At 65.4% G+C, this 24,359-nt stretch carries 20 protein-coding genes; 10 read left to right on the top strand and 10 right to left on the bottom strand.

Annotated features, from left to right (window positions below; all coding sequences use genetic code 11):
- Positions 1 to 18: 18 nt before the first annotated feature.
- The gene (locus tag HALKA_RS0110565) at positions 19 to 741 is read right to left on the bottom strand and encodes a phosphoglycerol geranylgeranyltransferase (protein ID WP_018257960.1); all 723 of its coding nucleotides are present in this window, start codon (positions 739 to 741) and stop codon (positions 19 to 21) included.
- A gap of 239 nt (positions 742 to 980) precedes the next feature.
- On the opposite strand from HALKA_RS0110565, the gene HALKA_RS0110570 reads away from it, so the two are divergent.
- From HALKA_RS0110570 to HALKA_RS0110580, 3 genes are all read left to right on the top strand, one after another.
- Complete coding sequence (locus HALKA_RS0110570; RefSeq protein ID WP_018257961.1) at positions 981 to 5,159, top strand: Eco57I restriction-modification methylase domain-containing protein; 4,179 nt, start codon at positions 981 to 983, stop codon at positions 5,157 to 5,159.
- Between the two features lie 336 nt (positions 5,160 to 5,495).
- Positions 5,496 to 6,659: an AI-2E family transporter gene (locus HALKA_RS0110575; RefSeq protein WP_018257962.1), complete on the top strand. Its 1,164-nt coding sequence runs from the start codon at positions 5,496 to 5,498 to the stop codon at positions 6,657 to 6,659.
- A gap of 144 nt (positions 6,660 to 6,803) precedes the next feature.
- Entirely contained in the window at positions 6,804 to 7,229 is a 426-nt protein-coding gene (locus tag HALKA_RS0110580; protein WP_018257963.1) for a Rieske (2Fe-2S) protein, read from the top strand.
- A gap of 67 nt (positions 7,230 to 7,296) precedes the next feature.
- Here the strand turns inward: HALKA_RS0110580 and HALKA_RS0110585 are convergent, their stop codons facing one another.
- Together HALKA_RS0110585 and HALKA_RS0110590 are read right to left on the bottom strand one after the other, a co-directional pair.
- Entirely contained in the window at positions 7,297 to 9,888 is a 2,592-nt protein-coding gene (locus HALKA_RS0110585; protein ID WP_018257964.1) for a DNA topoisomerase I, read from the bottom strand.
- Between the two features lie 203 nt (positions 9,889 to 10,091).
- A complete protein-coding gene (locus HALKA_RS0110590) occupies positions 10,092 to 11,462 on the bottom strand; it encodes a UDP-N-acetyl glucosamine 2-epimerase (RefSeq protein ID WP_018257965.1) in 1,371 nt (456 codons plus the stop codon).
- A 79-nt stretch (positions 11,463 to 11,541) separates the two neighbouring features.
- On the opposite strand from HALKA_RS0110590, the gene HALKA_RS0110595 reads away from it, so the two are divergent.
- Positions 11,542 to 12,096, top strand: coding sequence for a hypothetical protein (locus HALKA_RS0110595; protein WP_245545388.1), 555 nt, complete (start codon positions 11,542 to 11,544; stop codon positions 12,094 to 12,096).
- An 89-nt stretch (positions 12,097 to 12,185) separates the two neighbouring features.
- Here HALKA_RS0110595 and HALKA_RS0110600 read toward each other — a convergent pair whose 3' ends face one another.
- The 3 genes from HALKA_RS0110600 to gatB form a co-directional block, all read right to left on the bottom strand.
- Positions 12,186 to 12,710, bottom strand: coding sequence for a dihydrofolate reductase (locus tag HALKA_RS0110600; protein ID WP_018257967.1), 525 nt, complete (start codon positions 12,708 to 12,710; stop codon positions 12,186 to 12,188).
- Entirely contained in the window at positions 12,710 to 13,714 is a 1,005-nt protein-coding gene (gene thyA, locus HALKA_RS0110605) for a thymidylate synthase (protein ID WP_018257968.1), read from the bottom strand. The genes HALKA_RS0110600 and thyA overlap by 1 nt, the downstream gene beginning before the upstream one ends.
- Before the next feature lie 102 nt (positions 13,715 to 13,816).
- The gene (gene gatB / locus HALKA_RS0110610) at positions 13,817 to 15,331 is read right to left on the bottom strand and encodes an Asp-tRNA(Asn)/Glu-tRNA(Gln) amidotransferase subunit GatB (RefSeq protein WP_018257969.1); all 1,515 of its coding nucleotides are present in this window, start codon (positions 15,329 to 15,331) and stop codon (positions 13,817 to 13,819) included.
- 172 nt (positions 15,332 to 15,503) lie between these two features.
- On the opposite strand from gatB, the gene HALKA_RS0110615 reads away from it, so the two are divergent.
- The 5 genes from HALKA_RS0110615 (at position 15,504) to HALKA_RS0110635 (ending at position 21,669) form a co-directional block, all read left to right on the top strand.
- On the top strand, positions 15,504 to 15,818 hold the full coding sequence (locus HALKA_RS0110615; protein WP_015763950.1) for a DUF7518 family protein: 315 nt from the start codon (positions 15,504 to 15,506) through the stop codon (positions 15,816 to 15,818).
- 21 nt (positions 15,819 to 15,839) lie between these two features.
- On the top strand, positions 15,840 to 19,418 hold the full coding sequence (smc, locus tag HALKA_RS0110620; RefSeq protein ID WP_018257970.1) for a chromosome segregation protein SMC: 3,579 nt from the start codon (positions 15,840 to 15,842) through the stop codon (positions 19,416 to 19,418).
- Entirely contained in the window at positions 19,411 to 20,466 is a 1,056-nt protein-coding gene (locus HALKA_RS0110625; RefSeq protein WP_018257971.1) for a segregation/condensation protein A, read from the top strand. The genes smc and HALKA_RS0110625 overlap by 8 nt, the downstream gene beginning before the upstream one ends.
- Before the next feature lie 219 nt (positions 20,467 to 20,685).
- Positions 20,686 to 21,009: a transcription factor S gene (locus HALKA_RS0110630; protein ID WP_015764134.1), complete on the top strand. Its 324-nt coding sequence runs from the start codon at positions 20,686 to 20,688 to the stop codon at positions 21,007 to 21,009.
- A 45-nt stretch (positions 21,010 to 21,054) separates the two neighbouring features.
- The gene (locus HALKA_RS0110635; RefSeq protein ID WP_018257972.1) at positions 21,055 to 21,669 is read left to right on the top strand and encodes a DUF6517 family protein; all 615 of its coding nucleotides are present in this window, start codon (positions 21,055 to 21,057) and stop codon (positions 21,667 to 21,669) included.
- A 51-nt stretch (positions 21,670 to 21,720) separates the two neighbouring features.
- Here HALKA_RS0110635 and HALKA_RS0110640 read toward each other — a convergent pair whose 3' ends face one another.
- The 3 genes from HALKA_RS0110640 to HALKA_RS0110650 are packed head-to-tail and all read right to left on the bottom strand — an operon-like array spanning position 21,721 to position 23,391.
- Positions 21,721 to 22,455, bottom strand: coding sequence for a tRNA (adenine-N1)-methyltransferase (locus HALKA_RS0110640; protein ID WP_018257973.1), 735 nt, complete (start codon positions 22,453 to 22,455; stop codon positions 21,721 to 21,723).
- Positions 22,452 to 22,850 carry a nascent polypeptide-associated complex protein gene (locus HALKA_RS0110645; protein WP_018257974.1) on the bottom strand — a complete coding sequence of 133 codons (399 nt, stop codon included), beginning with the start codon at positions 22,848 to 22,850 and terminating at the stop codon, positions 22,452 to 22,454. The genes HALKA_RS0110640 and HALKA_RS0110645 overlap by 4 nt, the downstream gene beginning before the upstream one ends.
- A gap of 55 nt (positions 22,851 to 22,905) precedes the next feature.
- Positions 22,906 to 23,391, bottom strand: coding sequence for a PUA domain-containing protein (locus HALKA_RS0110650; protein WP_018257975.1), 486 nt, complete (start codon positions 23,389 to 23,391; stop codon positions 22,906 to 22,908).
- A gap of 251 nt (positions 23,392 to 23,642) precedes the next feature.
- Here HALKA_RS0110650 and HALKA_RS0110655 point away from each other — a divergent pair, with 251 nt between their 5' ends.
- The gene (locus HALKA_RS0110655; protein ID WP_018257976.1) at positions 23,643 to 23,825 is read left to right on the top strand and encodes a hypothetical protein; all 183 of its coding nucleotides are present in this window, start codon (positions 23,643 to 23,645) and stop codon (positions 23,823 to 23,825) included.
- 21 nt (positions 23,826 to 23,846) lie between these two features.
- Here the strand turns inward: HALKA_RS0110655 and HALKA_RS0110660 are convergent, their stop codons facing one another.
- Positions 23,847 to 24,344, bottom strand: coding sequence for a LabA-like NYN domain-containing protein (locus HALKA_RS0110660; RefSeq protein WP_018257977.1), 498 nt, complete (start codon positions 24,342 to 24,344; stop codon positions 23,847 to 23,849).
- Between the last annotated feature and the right edge of the window lie 15 nt (positions 24,345 to 24,359).

A 24,359-nucleotide genomic window follows, 5' to 3' on the forward strand; every position in this document is an offset into this window, starting at 1 on the left:
GCCGTCTGTCGGCGGTTCCTACTCGCCCGGCGGCGTGGCCGCCGTCGCGTCGCGCGCGCCCTCGACGGTCTCTCTGACTGCGTCGACGCCCTCGTCGTGGACCAGGTCGCCGACGACGATCGTGTCGGCGTGGGTCGCCATCTGCCGGGCCGAATCGTAGTCGTGGATGCCGCCGCCGTAGAACAGCGTCGCGTCGTCGAGGATCTCGTCCGCCGCGGCCACCTTCTCGGGATCGCCCAGCATCCCCGAGTACTCGACGTAGACGATCTCCTGTCCCAGGAGGTGCTCCGCGGCCTCCGCGTAGGCCGCGACCTCGTCGGCGTCGAGATCGCAGTTGGCCTGCGTGTAGCTGGCGACGGCGGCCTCGGGGTTCATCACGATGTAGGCCTCGGTGAACGTGCGCGACCAGTCGATGTCGTCGTCGATGCGGATCCACTCCTTGTGCGCGCCGGTGATCCAGGTCACGTCACCGGCGTTCATCACGACCGGGATGAGGTAGCCGTCGTGACGGTTGCTGTGGACGACCGACGCGGGGTTCGACGGCTCGATGTAGACGGGGATGTCGTGTGCGCCACACGCCTCGACGACGCGGGCCATCTTCTCTTCGGTCATGCCGGTCGTGCCGCCGATCTCGATCGCGTCCGTTCCGGTCGCGGCCACGTCCTCGAAGGTCTCGCCCGCGACCAGGCTCTTGTCTGGGTCGATCTTGACGATGTGGTCCCAGTCCGCCCACGTGCTCATACGTGCACAGAGTCAACCGCGGGCGTATAACCGCTTCGGAAGTGGGCCTTCCACGCAGGCGACCGTCCCGTAGCGCAACCAACCAGAACGACCACACACCGCGACCGACAGCCAAAGCCGCCAATTGTCTGTCGGAGAACGGCTCTCAGACGCTTCGAGCGGGGGTCGGATCTGCTGGCTGCTGGTCGTGCGCCGTCCAGTAGTTTCTTGCTGATCGCGCCGGGAGTCTGCTGTATTCAATGAGTCAGGCGACGCTCTCTTCCGAACCGTACACCAACTCGGCGCTTTTCTCCGGCTATTACCTCGACGAGCGAGTGCGTGACCTCGACGCGTGGGACTGTGATGACGACGCCACAGCGGCCTTCGAGGAGCTACAACGCCTCTGGGACCTCGAACGCGACCTCGTCGGCTCGTACAAAGAAGACGAACTCCTCGACTCGTGGATCGACGAAGTGCTCGACGTGCTCGGGTTCGGGACGCTCTCGGAGACGACGCTGCCGGACGGGGGCGGCTACAACGACCGGTTGCTGTTCGAGTCCGACGAGACGCGGCGCGACGGCGCGCTCCGGAACAAGGAGGGAGAGACAGAGGCGATGTACAGTCTCGGGTCGGCCGTGCTGGAAGCCAAGCAGTGGAACGCCGACTTCAACAAGCGGTTCAACGAACAGCGGTCGTACCGCGACGCCTCCCACCAGATCAAGTACTACCTGGAACGGACTCCGGAAGATCTCCAGTGGGGAGTTCTAACGGACGGTCGGAAGTGGCGGCTCTACGGCACCAAAGACTACGCGACCGAGATCTTCTACGAGGTCGATCTGCCGGAACTGCTCGACTCGGGCAATCTGGAGCAATTCAAGTACTTCTACGCCTTCTTCCGGCCGGCAGCGTTCCGGAAGACCGCCGGAACGTCGTTCCTCGAAACGGTGTGGTCCGAGAGCGAGACCGCTGCCCAGGAACTTGGCGAAGATCTGCAAGACAACGTCTTCACGGCGCTTCGCGTGCTGGGTGAAGGCTTTATCCACACCAACGGCCTCGACATCGATCCCGACGACGAGGCGGCGCGTGCGGAACTGAAAGAACAGTCGCTCGTCCTGCTCTACCGATTGATGTTCGTCCTCTACGCCGAGTCGCGGGACCTGATTCACCCGGACGACCCCGACGCCGTCGACGAGTACGAGGAACACTTCAGCCTCGACCAGCAACGGTTGGAGATCCACGAGGACATCCAGTCCGGCGACACGTTCGAAGACTACAGCGGCCACGCGACCCAGATGTGGAGCCGCCTCGAAGACCTCTTTCGCCTCGTCGACGAGGGCGAAGAGTCGCTCGGCATTCCGGCGTACAACGGCGGTCTGTTCGACGACGATCAGCACGACTTCCTCGCGGAGAACGAGGTCGCGGACCGCTACATCGCCGAGGTGATCTATCGGCTGGGGACGACCGAAGGCGAGGACGACGAGTTCGTGCTGGCGGACTACGCCGACCTCGACACGCGCCACCTCGGGAGCATCTACGAGGGGCTGCTGGAACACGAGTTCCGTATCGCGTCGGAGACCTACGCCGCGGTCTCGGCGGACGGCGGCCAGGTCTGGAAGCCCGGCAGTGAAGTGAGCGTCGCCGACGCCGTCGAGACGGTCGACGAGGGCGAACTGTACGTCGTCAACGACGACGGCGAGCGCAAGGCGACGGGCGCGTACTACACGCCCGACTACGTGGTGAGCTACATCGTCGAGGAGACGATCGATCCGCTGCTTGCCGACATCAAAGAGGCGTTGGCGGCCGACGGACTGGAGCCCAGCGACACCGAGTACTTCCGTCGGTTCTGGCAGCAGGTGCTCGACCTGAAGGTGCTCGATCCGGCGATGGGGAGCGCCCACTTCCTCACGAGCGCGACGGGCTACCTGACCGAGCAGGTGATGGAGGTCGTCCGCGAGCAGGAGATCCAGAGCTACGACGAGCAACACCTCCGCCGGGAGATCGCCAAGGAGTGTATCTACGGCGTCGACATCAACGGGATGGCCGTCGAGCTCGGCAAGCTCTCGATGTGGCTGGAGACGCTGGCGGCGGACCAGCCACTCGCCTTCCTCGATCACCACCTCAAGGCCGGGAACTCCCTCGTCGGCTCGGACATCACCGAAGTGCTGTCGGACGACACCGACGAAAACGGCGGCCAGTTGACCCTCGGACAGGCCTTCGCTCGCGCCCGCCAGCAGACGCTGGAGCACGTCATGGACCTGATGGAGGACCTCCTGGCGATCGACAACGAGACGCTCGAAGACATCAAATCGATGGAGGAGATCTACCGGGACATCCGCGACGATCCCCTGTATCGACGCCTCTTCGAGGTCGCCAACGTCCACACCGCCGAGGAGTTCGGCCTGGACGTGCCCGACGGCGTCTACGAACAGATGGCCGGCGCGATCGAGGACGGCGACGAGTGGGCCGAGATTCGGGAGCGCGACTGGTTCACGTCGGCGCAGGCGATGGCCGACGAACAGGCCTTCTTCCACTGGGAACTGGAGTTTCCCGAGGTGTTTTTCGGGGCAGATGGGGCGAAGCTAGACGAGGCTGGGTTTGATGCGGTCATTGCAAATCCTCCCTATGTCTCCAACTGGGAACTGACAGATACAGACGAGAAACTCCCAAGCCGTCTGGAAAGACTGTACCCAAAAGTAACATACGGGCACTGGGACCTGTTTGTACCATTCGTCTATAAAATCACGGAGCTTGGGTCAGATAATGGTCAACAAGCTTTTATCACTCCCAATTCGCTCGGAACAGAAAAATACGGAAAAAAGATCAGAGAACACCTGATCTCTAATTGTCACATGCGGAAGCTGGTTCAGTTTCATGACCACTCTGTGTTCAATGACGTGGACCGGCAATATCTGATCACGGTAGTTCAGCGCTCCCAGCCGAACACCGAACAGTGTGATATCATTGAGTATGATGAACACAGTTTCCGCTCAAAGAGTAGCATTGATCCGAAAATATTTCTAGAATATTCCAACTCTACGTTGCGATTAGACATACTTGATGAGGATCGTAGAATCAAATCAAAGGTTGAAGACGAGTCAGTACAGCTGGGCCATCTGTGTGTCGTTAACCCCGGAGTGGTAGCACATAGTGCCTCAGATAGCTCCCTTGACTTCAAAAAAGATGATGTGATTGCTGAAGAGCACCATGGGGGGTGGAAGAAATACATCTCTGGTGGTGATATACATAGATACCGGAAGGAATGGAATGGTGAATATATGGACTATAATTCAAAACAAGATCATTTCCACCGCCCAAAATCTCCAACTTTATTCGAATCTCCCAAGATTATGTTTAGTGGAATTAGCGGGGAAAGTTCCCTGATCCGGAGCACATACGATAGTGAAAAATATTATACAAATCATAATGTACTCCACGCAGCGTTGTTGACAGGCGATATCTTGGATCATCATTCTGGACAGGATTATGAAATTGATGATAATGCCCACAAATATAATCTGAAGTATATCTCTTCGCTGGTAAACTCAAAGCTGCTCAATTACTATTTCAAACGGTTCCTCGCAACCGGAACATTGCAGGGGTCTTACAGCAGCATGTACCCGGAAGACATCCGAAAACTACCCGTCTATGAGTTGGATTTTGAGATACTATCAGAGATGAAACTGTCAGGGATTGGTAATGATCTCTCTGATTTAAATCCGATGGCTGCTCTTTCTACATTGGTAGACCGAATGATCAGCTACAACCAGAAACACGTGAATTTGAACAAGGACCTCAGAGACCACCTCGGCAACTACTCCGACGGCCAGACCCTCGCCGACATCGGCCTCACTCAGCCGCCGGAAGGCTCCGCCGACTCCATCCTCCAGGAGACCACAGAGCAGAAGCCGAACCTCCGCGTCGGCGAGGCCACCGTTTCCCGCGAATCCGACACCACCGTCGAGATCCGACTCACGGCGCGGTACAAACCCGACGAGGAAGACAGCGAGACGCGACCGAAGGGAGGGTCTCGGACTGGTGGAGCGGGCGAAGCCCGCGAAGCCGCCTACGAAACGGACCAGTGGGGCTACACCGAGACCGACCCGCTGGCGGCGCTGCGGATCACCGACCTCACCGCGACGGAGGCGGACCTGATCGAGGCGTTCGTCCCCGTCGCCGTCGACGAGGCCGGCGGCTTCGCCGGCTTCCGCGAGACGGCGACCAAGACAAATTCGCTCGTGGATCGCCTGCGGAAGCTGACGCTGCCGGCCGTCGACGACGTGCGCGACGGGCTCGAAAGCTACACCGAGACCGTCGAGCGCGCCGCAGAACTGGAGGCGAAGATCGAGAAGACGGACGAGCTGATCGACGAGATCGTCTACGAACTGTACGGGCTCACCGACGAGGAAATCGAGATCGTCGAGGAAGCGGTCGGCGAGTAGCCCGCGAGCGAAGCGAGCGGTTCACCGCAGCCGAGCGACGCGAGGGCGTTCGGTGTCTGCCACTCAGCCAGCGCAGTCGCTTCTCTGAACACCGCCGAGAAATCGGCCCCATCTCTTATCTGGGTGCGTACCACACGGTCTGCCGTGGGAGAATCACGCATCGATCGCTCCGGGGGGACGAATGAGTAGCGCCACGGTGGCCCGTCCGCGCTGGGACCGGGACGCCGAGGGCCGTCGGTTCGTCCGCCCCCGGTCGGCTGGCGAGGGAAGCGGACTGAGAGGAGACGCGGGTCGAGCGCCGACGAGGGCCACCCGGCACGCCGGGTGTCCGTCGGGATGATCGAGAAGACGGAGTTCGACCGATCGCGGGTGCTCTGGTGGACCCTCACTGCCGCTCTCGTCGGCACGCTCGGGCTGGTGGTGTACTCGTATATCGGGACGTTCGTCTTCGGGATATTCATCTACTACGCGGCCCGGCCCGTCTATCGTCGACTGCGACGCGTCGTCGACCGTCCCGGATTCGCTGCGGCGGGCGCGCTGTTCGCGTTCGAGATCCCGTTTCTCGCGGTGACCGGCTACCTCCTGTTTCTCGGCATCAAGGAACTTGAGCGGTCCGCCGGAGCGGGTGCGGAGGTCGTCGCCTGGTTCCTGCCGATCCCCGCCGCGGAACTGGAGCGGGCGGTCGCCGATCCCGCGACGTACGTGTCGTCGTTCGACGCGGCGTCGATCAACGAGATCGTCAGTACCGGCGGGGACGTTCTTGGGCCGGTGTCGACGTTCTTCCTGCATCTCGCGCTGGGGATCGCCATCGCGTTCTATCTGCTCCGGGACGGGGAGCACATTGCGACGTGGCTCCGCGAGGAGGTCGGCGAGGAGTCGGCCCTGTGGCTCTACGCGACGCTGGTCGATCGCGACTTCCAGGTGGTGTACTTCGGGAACGTCCGCACCGTGGTCGTCGTCGCGCTGCTCGCCCTGGGCGTCTACAACGGGCTCAACGTGATCGCCCCGCCGGGGCTGAAGATCCCCATCCCCAACGTCCTCGCGCTCCTGACGGGCGCGGCGACGCTCGTCCCCATCGTCGTGGGGAAGATCGTGTACGTCCCGGTGACGGTGTACCTCGGGCTGGCCGCGATCGAGTCGGACCCGGCGACGATCTGGTTCCCCGTCGCCGTGGCCGTCGTGGCGCTGCTCGTCCTCGATCTGTTCCCCATCATGATCGTTCGGCCGGTCTTCGCCGGGCAGAGCACCCACAGGGGGGCGATGATGTTTTCCTACATCTTCGGCGGGCTGCTGTTCAGCTGGTACGGCGTCTTCTTCGGTCCGCTGTTGCTGATCGCGGCCATCCATCTCGTCCGCGTGGGCCTCTCGGAGCTCGCCCACGGCGACCGCGTCACCGCAATGGTGACGACCGCGCACGGACTCGGCTCGATGCCACAGCCCGACGGGGATCCGCCGGACGAGGAGGCGACCGGGGAGGCTGACGCCCCCGTCGGAGAGTGATACGGACGGTTGTCGGAATGTTCCGGTGTGTCTCCCCCGTGGCGACGCTCGCCGGTACGCAACGACAACGTTCCGTACGACCCGTCACCGTCGCCGGACACGTCCCGCAGACATTTCACGTCCGCCGACAAACACGACTCGTAGATGCTCGGAGCGAGCGAACTCACCACGGTCGAGACAGTCCACGACGACGGGTCCTACACCTGCACCGTCCGCGACAGCTACGGCGAGCGCGACGAGGTGATCGTCGTCCCCTGCGAGGACGATCCCGGCGTCCGGGCGTGGATCAACCGCTGTACGCACGAGGCCCAGCGCTTCGACACGGGCCGGGGCGCTCCGATGCGCGACGGGCAGGTGATCTGTCCCAAGCACGGCTCGCTGTTCGACGCCTGTTCGGGCGAGTGTGACAACGGCGAGGCCGCGGGCACCACCTTGCCGGCGGTCGATCTGGCCGTCGAAGAGGGGACGGTCTTCCTGCGCGACGACGACTACACCTTCGTCCACGACGGGACGATCGACGACGACGACGGCGACGACGGCCCGAGTTCGACCTCACACATCGGCTTTTGATGGACGACACAGACTGCTTACCGCAGGCGTTCGAGAGACGACTACGTCCTCGACGGCCCTCGTCCATTCACTCCGCCAGCTCGGCCTGCCAGTCCTCGATCTGGCTCGCGGAGACGCCCTGGACCTCGGCGGCGATCTCGTCCGGTTCCACCTCCCGGAGGTCGGCGGGCTCGTCGACGCCGACCGCTTCGAGCTTCTCGGCGGTCGCGCCGCCGATGCCGTTCAGATCTTCGAGGTCGTCGATCGCGTTGCGGGCCCGGTACTCGGCGTAGTTGCAGATCGGACAGCCAAGCTCCCAGGGATCGTCGTCGTCCTCGTCGTCGACGATCGAGATCTCGGGCAGGTCGTGTTCCGCACAGCGCTCCTCGCCGACCACGACGTCGCCGTTGCGGGGCAGCGGGAGCGAGTACTCGCAGTCGGGGTAGCGGGTACAGCCCACGAGTCGCGAGCCGGAGCGCAGGCGCTTGATCGCCAGCTTCCCGCCCTGCGCTTCGGCGGTTTCTTCTCGCGGGCTTTGCCCGCTCGAATGGTCCGAGGCGCTTTGCGCCTCGCTATCACCGCCTTCGCCTCGTTGCTCCTCCGGAGCAGCGCCCTCCCCACACTCGGGACAGGCTCCGATCACCTCGTCGTCGGTCTCGTCGGCCTTCTCGGCCTCGCAGCGGGGACAGCCGTGGACGAAGGTGTCGCGACCCGCAAGCATCTTCACGTGGTTGAGGCCGTGGTCCTCGCAGCTGTCGTCGAGGACCTGCGGCTCGCCGGTCGACGGCAGCGGGAGGGTGAAGCGACACTCGGGGAAGCCGTCACAGCCGACGAAGTACGACCCCTGTCGCGAGCGACGCACGAGCAGGTCCTCGCCACACTCCGGGCAGGGTCCGAGCGTCTTGTCGGCTTTCAGCGACTCCTGGAGGTAGTCGCCGACCGCCTCGCGGGAGTCGGCCAGCTCCTCGAACACCCGATCGAGCATCTCGCGGGACTCCGCGGTGACCTCGTCCAGCGTGGCCTCGCCGCTCGCGATCGCGGACATGTCGGCCTCCATCTGGGCGGTCATCTCCTCGCTGACGATCCGGTCGGCGAACTCCTCTGCGGCCTCGACGACGGCCTCGGCCAGGGTCGTCGGCCGCGGCGGGTCGCCCTCGATGTACCCGCGGTCGTATAACTTTTCGATGGTGTTGTGTCGCGTGCTCTTCGTCCCCAGCCCGAACTCCTCCATCTTCTTGATGAGGCGGGACTGCCCGTAGCGACGCGGTGGCTGGGTCTGTTTGGCGTCGAGGCTCACGTCGCTCATCGTCAGCGCGTCGCCCTCGGAGACGGCCGGGACGACGTTCTCGCTGGCCGAGGAGTAGGGGTAGACGGCGTGGTAGCCCGGTTCGAGCAGGCGCTTGCCGTTGGCCTTCAGCGAGTGGCCAGCAGCCTCGGCGACCACCCGGAGGTGGGCCCACTTCGCGGGCTCGGCGACCGTCGCGAAGAAGCGCCGGACGACGAGCTCGTAGATCTCCCACTCGTCGTCGTCCAGCTCGCCCCGCGGGGGGAGTTCCCCGGTCGGGTGGATCGGCGGGTGGTCGGTCGTCTCCTCGTCGCCCTCGGTGGGGACGATCTCGTCCCGTTCGAGCAGCGACTCGGCGTCCTCGCCGAAGGCCGAGCTGCCGACGAACTCGTCCAGCAGTTCGTCGGGCTCCAGGTCCTCGGGATAGACCGTGTTGTCCGTCCGGGGGTAGGTCACGTAGCCGGCGGTGTACAGCTCCTCCGCGAGGCTCATCGCCCGCTGGGCCGAGTAGCCCAGCGAGCCCGCGGCGGAGATGAAGGCGGTGGTGTTGAACGGCTCCGGTGGCGCGTCGGTGCGGGTCCGCTCGCGGACGGACGTGACCGTCGCGGCGTCGAGCGCGGCCAGGTCCTCGTAGACGGATTCGGCGGTCGCCTCGTCCCAGACGCGCTCGGCCTCGCTGCCGTCGTCGTCGTAGAAGTACTGGGCCTCGAAGGCTGCGTCGTCGCCCTGGAGGTCGCCGAATATCTCCCAGTAGTCCTCGGGATCGAACGCCTGGATCTCGCGCTCGCGGTCGACGATCAGCTTCAGCGTCGGGGACTGGACGCGGCCGACCGAGATGAAGTCGTCGCCGAGCTGTCGGGCCGACAGAGAGAGGAAGCGGGTCAGCGCCGCGCCCCACACGAGGTCGATCACCTGTCGGGCCTCACCGGCGGCGGCGAGGTCGAAGTCGATCTCGTCGGGGTTGGCGAAGGCCTCCCGGACCTCGCGGTCGGTGATCGAGGAGAACCGCACGCGATCGACGGGCACGTCGGTCTCCTCGCGGATCAGTTCGTACGCCTCCTTGCCGATCAGCTCCCCCTCGCGGTCGTAGTCCGTCGCGATCGTCGCCTCGTCGGCCCTGCGGGCCAGCTTGCGCAGGGTCGCGACGATGTTCTCCTGGGTCGCGGACTTGACCACGTCTGCCGCGACCAGCTCCGCCGGCTCGACATCGCGCCAGTCGGAGTACTCCGGCGGGAAGTCCACGCCGACGACGTGTCCCGACAGCCCCATGCAGCGTTTGGTCCCCCAGCGATAGACGTTGACGCCGTTCTCGCGCTCGGCGGTCGCAGCGCCGTCGCTGAGAATCTCCGCGATGCGGCGGGCGGCGTTCTCCTTTTCGGTGATGATCAGTTCCACGCGCCATCACCAGACCGTTCGATCATATCTCCGGGTACGGCCGACTGTGTTCTAAAGGCTTTCGCCAGAATCGGACGATAGCGCGTGTGTGAGTGCGGTTGCGGACGCGTGGGCGGCCCCGTGCGTCGAGCGCGCGCCCGGACGCGAGTCTGCCCTCGAACGAAGCCGATCCGACGAACGCCCTCGCCGCTCGCAGGCCGGTGCTACAGATACTCGAAGTCGGCGTCCCCGGTCTCGAATCCCACGCGATCGTGAGCCCAGTCGAAGGGCACGTCGTCGCGGCGGTCGTCGAGGAACGCGACGATCTGCTCGGCGGGGTTCTCGCCGTAGATGGTCTCGCCGGACTGGAGCCGTTCGCGCACGTCGTCGGTCTCGACGACGTACTCGACCATCTCGGTCATGTACTCGCCCGAGACCGGCGGCACGAGGAGGTTCGTCTCCGCGTCGAAGACCGTCTCGGGCCGGTCCGTGTTGAAGCGCGCGGTGAGACAGATCGTCTCGTCGATGACGTTGAGCTCTTCTTGCATGCTCCCGGAGTCGGTCAGTTCCGCGAGGCACTGACCGGACTGGAGGAACTCGTAGACGTGGGCGTGCTTCTTCCAGAGCCCGGTAAAGAGGAAGTTCTCGCGCTCGGCTTCCAGCGCGAGCAGGCGGTCGCGGTAGCCGTACTCTTCGAGGGCCTTCCTGGTCGCGGTGAGTTCGAGGAAGTTGACGTTGTAGCCGGCTTCGACGAGGCCGATCACGGCCTCGACGATGGCGCTGAACCGCTCGGGCAGGAGGTTCGCCCGGCGGTGGATGTCCACCCGAATCCAGTCGTCGCGTTCCGCCAGGACCGGGTAGATGTCGAAGATGCTCTCTTCGAGGTCGGCGTCGGTCTTCTGGGCGATGGCGTCGACGACGGAGTTGCCGACGACGGGGATCCGCTCGCGGCCGTCGACCGCGGCGGGGTACCCCTCGCTTTCGAGGTGCTCGCGGTTCAGATCGACCGGTGCGAAGTGATAGTGTGAGGCCGCCGAACCGACGAAGGTGTCGTACTGCTCGGGGAAGGGTTCGGCGCGGTTGAGCGACCACTCGCCCTCCCACTGGGCCTCGACGGCCGCAGCGGGGTCGGCGTCGAAGTCGAAGTCCGGCGACATGCCGCGCAGTCCGGCCTCGTTGTGGGCGACCGCCTGGTTGGTGGCGAACTGCCAGGCCTGAGGGACGATGCCGGCGGCGTGGGTGTCGCCGTGGACCAGCGGCAACACGGTCGTGTCCTCCCACCGTTCGAGTCGGTCGGCCAGCTCGCTGATGCGCTCGTGGACCTGCGCGGTCTTCTCCGAGAGCCCGCCGCGGATGCCCAGGTCGACCGCGATCCGGTCTTCGAGGTCGTACTCCGCCAGCCCGTGGCCGAGCACGTCGTCGTAGTGCTGGCCGGTGTGGAGGACGAAACAGGGCAGGCCCCGCTCGCGGGCGGCGTCGACGACCGGTGCCTGCTTGTAGAAGTCTGGCTTCGTCGCCGTGACGACCGCGAGGACGAACTCCCCGCGGTCCATCTGGCGGGCGAGCCGATCCTCGTAGACTGTCATCTCACTCATTGGTCTCCGATTTAGCGGCGGGGGTGGTGTAGGCTTCGGTCTCGCCCGGGGTCCGCTTCGACGGACTCATTTCGGACGAGTGGCAACGTCGACCATGGACCGCTCGGTCAGGATCGCCCGCGCCGTCGCGGCCGGGCTCGTGTTCGTCACTGCCGCCTACCACCTCTGGTGGGGGTTCCCGCGCATGCTCGTCTACCTCCAGGGACTCGGCTCGCTCGCCAGCCGCGGCCTGATCCCCGATCCGCGCCCGTTTCTCTTCGTCGCCTTCGCGCTCGTGTTGCTGGCCGGCCCCTACCTCGTGACGCGGGACTACCTCACCGTCCGCCGGGGCTATCTCGCCGGAGCCGGACTGATGGTGCTTTCCTTCCTCGCCTGGGTCGCCTGGCACCAGACCGGCCACGGTGCCTTCCTCACCGGGTTGCCGGCACCCGAGACCGGCGGCCACACCCACGGCGGCGTCCTCTACACGATCTACGATCACTACGTCACGACGCCGATCGAGGGCGTCATCAAGAGCGTCGAACTGCTCGCTGCCGGCCTGTTCGCCTGGCTCCTCCGGCGCGATCCCGCAGCGAGCGCGTCGACCGACGACGGCGAAGCGCCGGTCGGCGGCGACCGCGCGACTCGCGAGTGATACGGATTATTGTCGCGATAGACCGGTGATCGTCTCCCCCGTGGCGACGGTCACCGGTACGCAACCACGATAATCCGTATGAGCGCCCGCTACTCCCGGCGAACGTACTCGACGAAGGAGAGTTCCCCGCGGTCGTCCCGAGACGCCTCTCGCCAGTCGTCCCACGCCACTTCGGGGAAGTACGTGTCGCCCTCGTACTGGTCGTGGACCTCCGTCAGGACGAGGCGGTCGGCGTCGGGCAGGAACTGCTCGTAGACGGTCGCGCCGCCGACGACGTAGGCGGTCTCGCTGCCGGTCTCGCGGGCCGCGTCGATGGCGTCCGTGATCGACCCCGCGGCGACGGCACCCGCCGGAAAGTCACGCCGCTGGCTCGTCAGGACGACGTTCGTCCGGCCGGGCAGCGGCTCGCCGAGGTCAGCGACGATCCCATCGAAGGTCCGTCGCCCCATCACGACCGGGTGGCCCATCGTCGTCTCCTTGAAGTGTGCGAGGTCCTCCGAGTAGTGCCAGGGCAGCTCGCCGTCCGTTCCGATGACGCCGTTCTCGGCGACGGCGGCCACGAGCGCGATCTCGATGTCGGTCTCGGCCCCGGCGTCGGTTCCCTCGCCCGTCATCACTCGGCCACCGAGAAGGAGATCCCCGGCGCGGGATCGTAGCCGTGCAGTTCGAAGTCGTCGAAGGTCAGCTCGTCGAGGGGCGTGTCGGCGATCTCCATGGTCGGGCGTTCACGGGGCTCGCGAGCGCACTGTTCGAGCAGGCCGGGCACGTGGTCGTACCCCTCCTGTCCGTCGTCCTCGGCCGGTGCGGTCGATTCGAGCCACTCGCGGACCGCGCGGTAGTCCGCCTTCGCGTCGACGTGCTGGAGTCGTTCCTGTAGCCCGTCGAGGTTGTCGGCGTACCACTCGCCCCGAGCGCCCGTCCCGCAGTAGACGTGGGCGTCGACGATAGTGTGGGCGAAGGAGCCCAGTTCGAAGTCGGTGCGCTGAGCGACGGCCTGGGCCAGCAACGAGTACGCGGCGACGTTGAAGGGGACTCCCAGCGCGATGTCGCCCGAGCGCTGGGTCAGGTGGACGTTCAGGCGACCGCCCTGGACGTTGAACACGAACGTGTAGTGACAGGGCGGCAGCGTCGAGACCGTCGCGTTCGCCGGGTGCCAGGCGTTGACGACGAGCCGGCGAGAGCGGGGGTTCTCTTCGAGCTGGTCTATCACGTAGGCGAGCTGGTCGAACGTCCCGTCGTCGTTGACCCAGCGGTGGGCGTCGTCGGGCCAGCTCTCGCCGGGGAGTCGGGCGTCGTCGTCCGGGATCGGGTAGCGCCGCCAGAACCGACCGTAGGCGGTGTCGAGGTGGCCCTCTTCGTCGGCCCAGGCGTCCCAGATCCCGGTCTCCTCTCGTAGCTCTCGGATGTGCTCCTCGCCCGAGAGGTACCACAGCAGCTCGTGGATCAGCGAGTTCCACCGAAAGCCAGAGAGGTCCTTGGTCGTCAGGAGGGGGAACCCCTCGGCGAGATCGACTTCGTAGTGCTGGCTGAACGACGCGACCGTGTCGACGCCCGTTCGATTGGGCTTGTAGGTCCCACCGCGAAGCGTCGAATCGACGAGATCGAGATACTGTTGCATAGTGGTTGTTGTGTTCCCGTGGGGCTGGCGCTTAGTTACTCTGGCGACACAGTCGTTCGGCTGTCATCGGTGTCGGACCGAGGACACGGCTTCCGAAGCCGCCTAGCCGTCTAACTCCGCCCGCAACAGCTGGTTCACCTCGCCCGGGTCGGCGCTGCCGCCGGTCTTGCCCATGACCTGGCCGACGAGGAAGTTGATCGCGCCGTCGTCGCCGTCCTCGTAGTCGGCGACGGCGTCGGGGTTCTCCTCGATGGCGGCCGCGACGGCCTGCTGGACCGCGTCGCCGCTGGTCTTGCCCAGCCCCTCGCGGTCGACGATCGCGTCGGGATCGTCGCCCTCGTCGAGCATCTCTCGGAGGACCGTCTCCTTTGCGTTCTTGGCGGTGATCTCGTCGTCGGCGACGAGTTCGACGAGGCGCTCGATCTCGTCGAAGCGGTCCTCGACGTCCGTGATCAGCATGTCGCGGTAGTTCAGTTCGCCCAGCAGCTCGTCAGCGACCCACGTCGCCGCCAGATCGGCGTCGAAGCGCTCGGCGACGGCCTCGAAGAAGTCGGCGACCTGTTTCGTCGAGGTGAGCTTCGAGGCGGCCTCTTCGCTGAGGTCGTACTCCGAGACGAAGCGGTCCCGGCGGGCGTCGGGCAGCTCCGGAATGTCGATATCTTCTTTCCAGTGGCTGACCCGGAGCGCCGGGAGATCGGCCTCGCGGAAGTAGCGGTAGTCTTTCTCTTCCTCTTTCGAGCGCATCCCGACGGTGTTGCCGTGGGTCTCGTTGAAGTGTCGGGTCTCCTGGGCGACCTCGCGGCCCGACTGGACGAGCTTCTTCTGGCGGGAGGCCTCGAAGGCCAGGGCCGTCTCCGCGCCCTTGTGACTGGAGATGTTCTTGACCTCGGTGCGGTTCGCCGCTTCGAGCACGGCCTCGTCGATGCTCCCGTCGTCGTGCACGTCCTCGGCGTCGATCAGTGAGAGGTTCGCGTCGATGCGGAGGCTGCCGTCGCGGGTGGCGTCGAACACGCCCAGGTATTCGAGGACCTCCTCCAGCTTTTCGAGGAAGGCCCGCACCTCGCCGGGGTCCCGGAAGTCCGGCCGGGTGACGATCTCCATGAGCGGCGTCCCAGCGCGGTTGTAGTCGACGAGCGTGTAGTCCGCGCGGTCGATCCCGGTCGTCCGCGAGTCGAGCGGACCGGTGCCCTCGCGGGCGTGCTTGATCGAGCCGGGGTCCTCTTCGAGGTGGGCACGCCGGATGCCGACGGTGCGGCTGTCCCCCTCGTGAGAGAACTCCAGCTCGCCGTCCTGACAGATCGGCGAGTCGTACTGGGTGATCTGGAAGTTCTTCGGCAGGTCGGGGTAGTAGTAGTTCTTCCGGTGGAAGGTGGTCTCCTCGGGGATCGAAGCGTCGATGGCCTTGCCGATCTTGACGGCAGATTCGACGGCCGCCTCGTTGAGCACCGGGAGCGCGCCGGGGAGCCCGAGACAGACGGGGCAGGTGTTGGTGTTTGGCTCCTCGCCGCCGTCGGTCGAACAGCCACAGAAGATCTTCGTCTCGGTCTCGAGTTGGACGTGCACCTCGAGCCCGATGACGGTCGCGAGCTCGCGCGACTCGGCAGCTTGCGCAGTCATTACTCGCGGTTCGGTGGCGGGCGGCTAAAGGCTAACGACCTCCGTGGCGGTGTCGTCGCTCGACGGCCCCAAACGCCGTGTCACCCCGGCGGCCCGATCGATCGCCCCACCTGTCACGAATAGTGTCATTGTCTGACGTAGGTATAAGTGGACAGACCGGCAGGTCCTGGGTATGTGCGGCAACCGTGTCGAGGAACTCGAAGCGCGCGTCAAAGAACTGGAAGCCTCCGTCGAAGGACTCACCGACGAGCTCGTCGAGTGCAAGGTCCGACTGCGGGAACTGGAGAGCGCGGTCGACGAGGACATCGGCCTCGCGCCGAAGGCGACCGACGCCGACGAGCAGCCAGACGACGCCGCGCCGGAACCTGACACCGAAGCGACGAGTGAGACGACCGTAGCCGACAGTACTAAGCAAGCGGACGGTAAGGACGAACACAACCGAGAGGAAAGCGAGGCCGAGTCCGACTCCGACATCATCGTCGCGTAAGGCTGGGCCACGAGCGACCCCATGCACATCAAAGAGCTCGTCCTTGACAACTTCAAGAGTTTCGGCCGGAAGACGCGGATCCCCTTCTACGAGGACTTTACCGTCGTCACCGGCCCCAACGGCTCGGGCAAGTCCAACATCATCGACTCGATTCTGTTCGCGCTCGGACTCGCCCGCACTTCTGGCATCCGCGCGGAGAAACTGACGGATCTGATCTACAATCCGGGCCACGCCGACGAGGAGACCGACGGCAGCGGGGAGCGCGAGGCCAGCGTCGAGGTCATCCTCGCGAACGAGGATCGAACCCTCGACCGCTCGCAGGTGATCAACGCCGCCGGCACCGAGGACGTGGGCGACGTGGACGAGATCTCGATCAAGCGCCGCGTCAAGGAGACCGAGGACAACTACTACTCGTACTACTATATCAACGGCCGCTCGGTCAACCTCGGCGACATCCAGGACCTGCTGGCCCAGGCCGGCGTCGCGCCGGAGGGGTACAACGTCGTCATGCAGGGCGACGTGACCGAGATCATCAACATGACGGCCGGCTCGCGCCGGGAGATCATCGACGAGATCGCCGGCGTCGCGCAGTTCGACGAGCAGAAGGCCGACGCCTTCGAGGAACTGGAGGTCGTCCAGGAGCGAATCGACGAGGCCGAGCTCCGCATCGAGGAGAAACGAGAGCGCCTCGACCAGCTGGCCGACGAACGCGAGACGGCCCTGCAGTACCAGGAACTCCGCGAGGAGAAAGCGGAGTACGAGGGGTATCGCAAGGCCGCGGAACTCGAAGACAAGCGCGAGGAGCGCGCGGAGCTCCGCGACGAGATCGGGGCGCTGGAAGACGAACTCGCGGACCTCCAGCGCGAACTCGACGAACGCCAGGGCGCGGTCGTCCGCCTCGAAGACGAGCTACAGTCGCTCAACACCGAGATCGAGCGCAAGGGCGAGGACGAACAGCTGGCGATCAAACGGGAGATCGAGGAGATCAAAGGCGACATCTCGCGGCTCGAAGACAGCGCCGCGACCGCCGAGGAGAAGGTCGAAGACGCCGAGAACGAGCGCCGGCAGGCGTTCGTCCAGATCGACCGCAAGCAAGAGACCATCGACGAGCTGGAGAGCGAGATCCGACAGACGAAAGTCGAGAAGTCGAACGTCAAAGCCGAGATCAACGAGCGGGAGGCCGAACTCGCGGACGTACAGGCGAAGATCGACGCGGTCGGCGAGGAGTTCGAGGAGGTCAAGTCGGAGCTAGAGGCAAAGCGGACCGCGCTGGAAGCGGCCAAATCGGCGAAGAACGACCACCAGCGCGAGCAGGACCGCCTGCTCGACGACGCGCGTCGCCGGTCGAACCAGCAACGAGAGAAACGCGGCGCGATCGAGGACGCGGAGGCCGAAATTCCCGACCTCGAAGCCGACATCGAGGACCTCGAAACGGAACTGGAGAAAGCACAGAAGAACTCGGCGACGATCACCGAGGTCGTCGAGGACCTCACAGCGGAGAAACGGGAACTCCAGAGCGACGTCGACGATCTGGAAGACGAGATCAGCGGGCTCCAACAGGAGTACGCGAACCTCGAAGCGAAGGCCGGGCAGGACGGTGACTCCTCGTACGGCCGGGCGGTGACGACGATCCTGAACGCCGGCATGGACGGCGTCCACGGCACCGTCGGCCAGCTCGGCGGCGTCGACCCCGACTACGCGACCGCCTGCGAGACCGCCGCCGGTGGCCGGCTCGCACACGTCGTCGTCGACGACGACACGGTCGGACAGCAGGGCATCGAGTACCTGAAGTCCCGCAACGCCGGCCGCGCGACCTTCCTGCCGATCACGGAGATGCACCAGCGGTCGCTGCCCAGCCTCCCCCAGCACGGCGGCGTCGTCGACTTCGCGTACAACCTCGTCGACTTCGATCCCGAGTACGCGGGCATCTTCTCCTACGTGCTGGGCGACACCGTCGTCGTCGCGGACATGGACACCGCCCGCGAGTTCATGGGCGAGTTCCGGATGGTCACGCTCGAAGGCGATCTCGTCGAGACCTCCGGCGCGATGACCGGTGGGTCCTCGTCGGGGACCCGGTACTCCTTCTCTGGCGGCCAGGGCCAGCTCGAACGCGTCGCGGCGAAGATCAACGAGCTGGAAGACGAACGCCAGGAGCGCCGCGAGGAGCTTCGCGACGTGGAAGCGCGCCTTGACGACGCCCGCGACCGACAGACCGACGCGAACGAGCAGGTCCGCGAGATCGAATCCGAGATCGAGCGCAAGCGGGCGACCATCGAGGACGCCCACGAGCGCGTCGAGCGCCTGGAGGCGGAACTGGCGGAGATCGAGGCCGAACGCGAGGACGTCTCCGACGAGATGGACGTACTGGAGGGGAAAATCGCCCGCCAGAACGAGGCCATCGCCATCATCGAGGCGGACATCGACGAGCTGGAGGCGGAGGTCGCCGACTCGCAGCTGCCGGCGCTCACCGACGAGGCCGACCGGATCAAACAGGCGATCGACGAACTGGAGAGCCGTGAGAGCGACCTCGACGCCGACCTCAACGAGCTCCAGCTGGAGAAGCAGTACGCCGAAGACAACATCGAGGAGCTCCACGAGGACATCGAAGCCGCACAGAACCGCAAAGCCGAGGCCGAGGAACGGATCGCCGAACTCGAAGCCGAGATCGAGGAGAAACGCTCCCAGAAAGCCGCCAAGGAAGACGAGGTCGCGGAGCTGGAGGCCGAGCTGGCGGACCTCAAAAGCGAGCGCGAGGCGCTGCGCGAGGAGCTACAGGACGCCAAAGAGCGGCGCGATGAACAGCAGTCGAAGGTCAGCGAACTCGAACGCGACCTCGACGACGCCACCGAGGAGCGCGAGCGCCTCGACTGGGAGATCGACGAGCTCGAAGCCGAGGTCGGCGACTACGATCCGGACGAGATCCCGGATCACCACGTCGTCGAATCCCAGATCGGTCGGCTCGAATCCAGAATGGAGGAACTGGAGCCGGTCAACATGCGCGCGATCGACGAGTACGACGCCGTCGAGGCGGACTTAGACGAGCTGGAAGACAAGAAGGAGACGCTCGTCGAGGAGGCCGACGGCATCCGCGACCGGATCGAGACCTACGAGCAGCGCAAGAAGGCGACGTTCATGGACGCGTTCGACGACATCAACGAGCAGTTCGAGGACATCTTCGAACGGCTCTCGAACGGGTCCGGCCACCTCCACCTCGAAGACGAGGCAGATCCCTTCGAGGGCGGCCTGACGATGAAGGCCCAGCCGGGCGACAAGCCGATCCAGCGACTCAACGCCATGTCCGGGGGCGAGAAGTCCCTGACGGCGCTGGCCTTTATCTTCGCGATCCAGCGGCACAACCCCGCGCCGTTCTACGCGCTGGACGAGATCGACGCCTTCCTCGACGCCGCTAACGCGGAACTGGTCGGCGAGATGGTCGACGAACTCGCCGGGCAAGCCCAGTTCGTCGTCGTCTCCCACCGCTCGGCGCTGCTCGACCGCTCCGAGCGGGCCATCGGCGTGACGATGCAAGACGACAACGTGAGCGCGGTGACCGGAATCGATCTCACCGGGGAGATCGGGGAGGTGCCGGCGGATGACTAGCGAGTCGCCCGAGGACCAACGGGACGAGGGGGACTCGAAAACGTCGAGCGGGGAGCGACGCGACCCGCGAGATAGCGAGGAGCGGTCCTCGGAGAATCGAACGGGGAGCGACGGCAACGACGACATTCCCCTGAATATCGCCGGTCACGAGGATCGAGAGCCGCCGGGTGAGGCCGATGCGGACGATCCCTTCGGAGGGGCGGGCGACGACTCGGACGGCGAGTCGGAGACGGTCGATGCCGGCGAAGCCGACGACGAAGACGACGAGGAGGAAGTCGAGCCCGTCGAGGTGCTGGTCCAGCTCGCCGACGCGGGGGAGATCGACCCGTGGGACATCGACGTGGTGCAGGTGACCGACAAGTTCCTCGAAGTGATCGACGAGGCGGACTTGCGGACCTCCGGGCGGGCGCTGTTCTACGCGTCGGTGCTGATCCGGATGAAGAGCGACGCGATGCTGAACGACGAGGAGGAGGAAGAACCCCCGGCCGAGCCCTGGGAGGCGGCGATGGCCGGCGACGAGCCGATCGACGAGCCGGACCCCTTCGCCTCGCTGGAGCAGGAGATGGACCGCCGACTGGAGCGCCGTCGGGCGCGAGGAATGCCCCAGACCCTGGACGAGCTGGTACGAGACCTCCGGGAGGCCGAGCGCGATTCCTGGTGGAAGGAATCACGCAGCTACGACACGAGCGACTCGCCGTCGGAGTTCCGCCGCGGGACCCAGGAACTGGACTACCGCGGGGCCGAAGACGTGCGGATGGACGACGAGCCGACCGCCGACGAGGTGACGGCCAACACCCACGGCGAGGACATCGACGCAATCGTCGACGAGGTGTACGAGGCGGTGCGCGAGCAGTACGACGCCGGCCGCGAGGAGGTCCTGTTTCGGGAGGTTCACCAGATCGGCGGCTCTCGGGTCGAGACGTTCCTGGGGCTGCTCTTTCTCTCTCACCGCGGGCAGGTCCGCCTCCAGCAAGACGAACTGTTCGGAGATCTCTGGATACAGGACCCGAGCGCCGTGACCGGCTCCGAAGAGGCACTGGCCGACTAGCGCTTCTCGCCCGCGTCGCGGCGTCGATCTCGCTCGACGAGTCCACCTCGCCAGCTGCGCGCTCGTGACTGGGCCCCGATCGAGAAGTCGGCAGGCTAGTGTTCAGAGAAGCGACGCGAGGGCTTTCGGTGCCTGAATGACGCTACTCTCTCTTATCTGAACACCGCCGAGCGATGAACCCCCGAGCTTAAACCACTTCGATGGCAATCCCAGTCAACCATGGAGTTCTGTGACGACTGCGGTTCGATGATGAAAGCCGAAGACGGCGTCTGGGTCTGTGGCAGCTGCGGTGCCGAGCGGGCCCGCGACGCAGCGGACGAAAGTTCGATGGTGACCACGCAGGGCCAGGAAGAGAGCGAGATCGTCGACACCTCCGAGGTCGAGGCCGAGGACATGGGGCCGACGACGGACGCACACTGTCCCGAGTGTGGCAACGACCGGGCCTTCTGGGAGATGAAGCAGATTCGGGCCGCCGACGAGTCCGAGACGCGGTTTTTCACCTGTACCGAGTGCGACCACAAGTGGCGCGAAGACGACCACTGACCGTTCGACGGAACTGTTAGGTGAGTTCCGCCACCAGTACGAGGTGTGTCACCTTCCGACGAGCGGTACCCCTCGGTCCCCGAGCGGCGACTCGAAGACGGCGGCTGGACCCGAACCGACGAGACCATCGAGACGGTGTTTCAGCTCCCCGGGACCCGTGTCGAAGGCGCGACGGTGCTGTACGGTGACGAGCCAACGCGTCGGGCCGCCGCCGAGTACGGTGGTCGGGACCAGCGCTGGCGGTTCTTCTTTGCGACGAAACTGACCTTCACGCCGTCGCTGTCGCCCGGCATCGGCCCCGCGATGATCCTCCCGACGGTCCGTTCGGAGGCCAACAGGACCTTCAAGTCCGAGCTGCGAGACCGCGGCTTCGAGTCGATCGGACGGGGCCGCACGGAGCGTGTCCGGGTCGCGTCTGGCGAGCGAGCGAAGCTCACGCAGTATCGGGCCGAACTACCGCTGTCGGAGCCGGACGCGACGCTGCCGATCACGGGCTGGGTCGGCGTCTGGCACGGCGAGGGCTTTCGCATCGGTGCCGGCGCGTATCCAGCCCGTCCCGTGGCCGAAGTCCTCGGAATCGACGATCCACCCGAGGTGCTGACGAGGACGCCCGAACGGTACCGAAACGAGCTGATCGAGCTGATCAGGGCGATCGAGTAGGCCGGGGCGTCTCGCCAGCCCGCGATGGGACCCTCGGTCTGTGCAGAACTGTCAGGGGTTGCGTGCGAACGTCAGGTAGCCGGTGTGCCCGACGCCCCGCGTCGACGGCCGGGTGCCGCGGTCGCTCACGTCGAGCGCGCGCTGGATCGTCTCCAGCGTTTCGGCGTCCCGTAGTCCGGTGTCCCGCGCGGTCTGGATCGCTTCGCGGGCCTGCTCGACGAACGGCGAGTAGACGGCCAGAAAGCCGCCGGGGACGAGCAACTCCGGCGCTCGCTCGACGACCGCCGCGGCGTCCCCGGTGTCGAGTGTGACCACGTCGAAGTCGGTCTCGGCGAGGGCGTCGACGGCTTCGGTCACGTCGTCACTGCGCACGTCCACTCGGTCTTCGACGCCGGCCATCGCCATGTTCTCGCGGGCCACGTCGGCGAACTCCGGATCCCGTTCGTAGGTCGTCACCGTCACGCCCATCCGCGCGAGGTAGGCCGCGAGGACGCCCGTTCCGGTGCCGGCATCGAGCACGCGGTCGCCCGACTGGAGGCCGGTCTTGCCGACGACGATCCCGATGTCTCGGGGCATCATCGGCGCGCCGGTGCGTTCGAGGTGGTTGAACAGGTCCGGGCCGCGCAGTTCTCGCACGGTGAACGGCTCGTCGAGATGCGTCTCGACGACCTGTCCCGGCTCGGGATCGTCGGGGACTTCCAGCACGCCCAGATCGGTCTCCAGGGTCTCGCCGGCCGCGAGGAGGTACTCGCGGTCTTCGCCCTCGTGGATGAGGAGGTACGTCACTCCAGACGCTCGACTGCACCGGCGAGGTCGCCGTCCTCCGCTTCGAGCGCCTCGCGGGCGGCCTCCTCGTCGACGCCGGCACGCATCGCCACCAGCTCCACGTCGTCGTCGGGAATCCCGCTGTCACCGGCGGCGTCGTCGGCCGATGCGTCGGCCTCGCTCTCACCGTCGTCGCCGGCTTCGAGCGCTCGCTCCTCGGGCTCGCCGACGACCTGATAGGTCGACTGGCCCTGAGCCGCCATGAGCTGGACCTCGGCGTCGGTGAAGTACAGCTCCTTGTCGGGGGTCCGAATGATCACTTCTTCGGCATCGATGTCCTCCATGTCGATGCCCATCTGTTCCATCATCTGCTTCATCTTGCGCGGATTGAGTCCGCCGCCGCCTCCTCCGAACATACCCGTTCGTGCGTTGGCCGCCGTCAAAAGGACACCGACCTACCGTCGGCGTTCGCTACGATTCGGACGCGTCCGCAGTGCCGGCACCGTGACGGACTTTGACCGCCATCCCCGTCTCGAAGTCGAGCATGGCTTCGCCGGGTAACTCGGCCCGACCGACGCCCAGGAGGTCGCCATCGTAGTGGACCACCAGCACCTCGTCGCCCGGTCGGATGCCCTCGTCTGCCGACCGGACGAACTTCGCGAAGGCGTTGCGTCCCTCCCGGACGAACGGCTCGCTGTCGTCGCCGACGACGACCTGATGGCGCGCGTCGTCGAGACCGTCGAGGAGGCGTCGCCCACCGGCGACGCCGAGCGTGAATCGCCCGTCACTGCCGTACTCCAGCAGTCGGTCGTCGCCATCGCGCACCTGTCGCGGTCGCCCGGAACGCGTCGTCGTCACCTCCAGCCCGTCGACGTCGGGGAACAGCGCCTCGTCGGCTCCGGGGCCGAACTGGTAGGTCGCGACACGCGTCAGGAGATCGGTGGCTCGATCGCTCATTGTCCGGCGAAGGTCGTCGCCGACCAAAAGTCGACTGTTCTCTCTGTCGCAGTACCGACCGGCAAACTATAGTAGCCATTGAAAATCAATGCACACCCGATCGCACGACGGCAGTGCGATCGGTGTGTAAATCGTTTCAATTGTTACTATAGCGCGTAACGCCCCAATACTGTGGAGGTTGGTCTCAGTTACCACGGCTGTGTCGGGCGGTTTTGGAGAAACTTATACCGGATGACCCGCTAGTACCGGGCATGGCAACGGATACGCGAAAAGTCGTACTGGGCACGGTCTTGCTCGTCGCGAGCAGCGCGATCGTTCTGGGTACCGGTCAGTTAGGCAGTGGCTTCCCGCTGTGGGCGGCCTCGATCGCCGCGCTCGGAATGGCCGCCGGTGCGCTGTTCGTCGGCACCTCGGAAGACAAGCGCCCGGTCTGAACACGTTTTCGACAGTCGCCGCTACAACAGATACCGCTCGGCGTCGTCGCTGAGGTTTCGGAAGTGGTCTGCGGCCTCGACGAGTTCTTCGGCGGTCGACTCCTCGAAGCCCATCGTCTCGACTTTCACGCCCTCGTGGCGGAGATATCGGCAGAGACGAGCGAAGTCGCCGTCGCCGGTGATGAGCACGACCGTGTCGACGTGGGGGGCCAGCGAGACGGCGTCGAGACTCATGCCTACGTCCCAGTCGGCCTTCTTCGACCCGTCGCCGAAGGTCTTGATATCCTTGATGCGGGTCTCGAAGCCGATGTCTTCGAGCGCCTCGAAGAAGCTCTCTTCGTCGGGCGAGTTCGCTCGGATGACGTATGCGATGGCGCGGGTGAGCGCCCGGTCATTGACGGCCTCGTCGAGCAGTGCTTCGTAGTCGATGTTTCGCGTATGAAGGCTCCGGGCGGTGTGATAGAGGTTCTGGGCGTCGGCGAGAACGCCGACACGCTGTCCCGGATGTGAGACGACCATGTCTTTGTGTGGGGA

The organism is Halomicrobium katesii DSM 19301, assembly GCF_000379085.1.
GTDB lineage: Archaea > Halobacteriota > Halobacteria > Halobacteriales > Haloarculaceae > Halomicrobium > Halomicrobium katesii.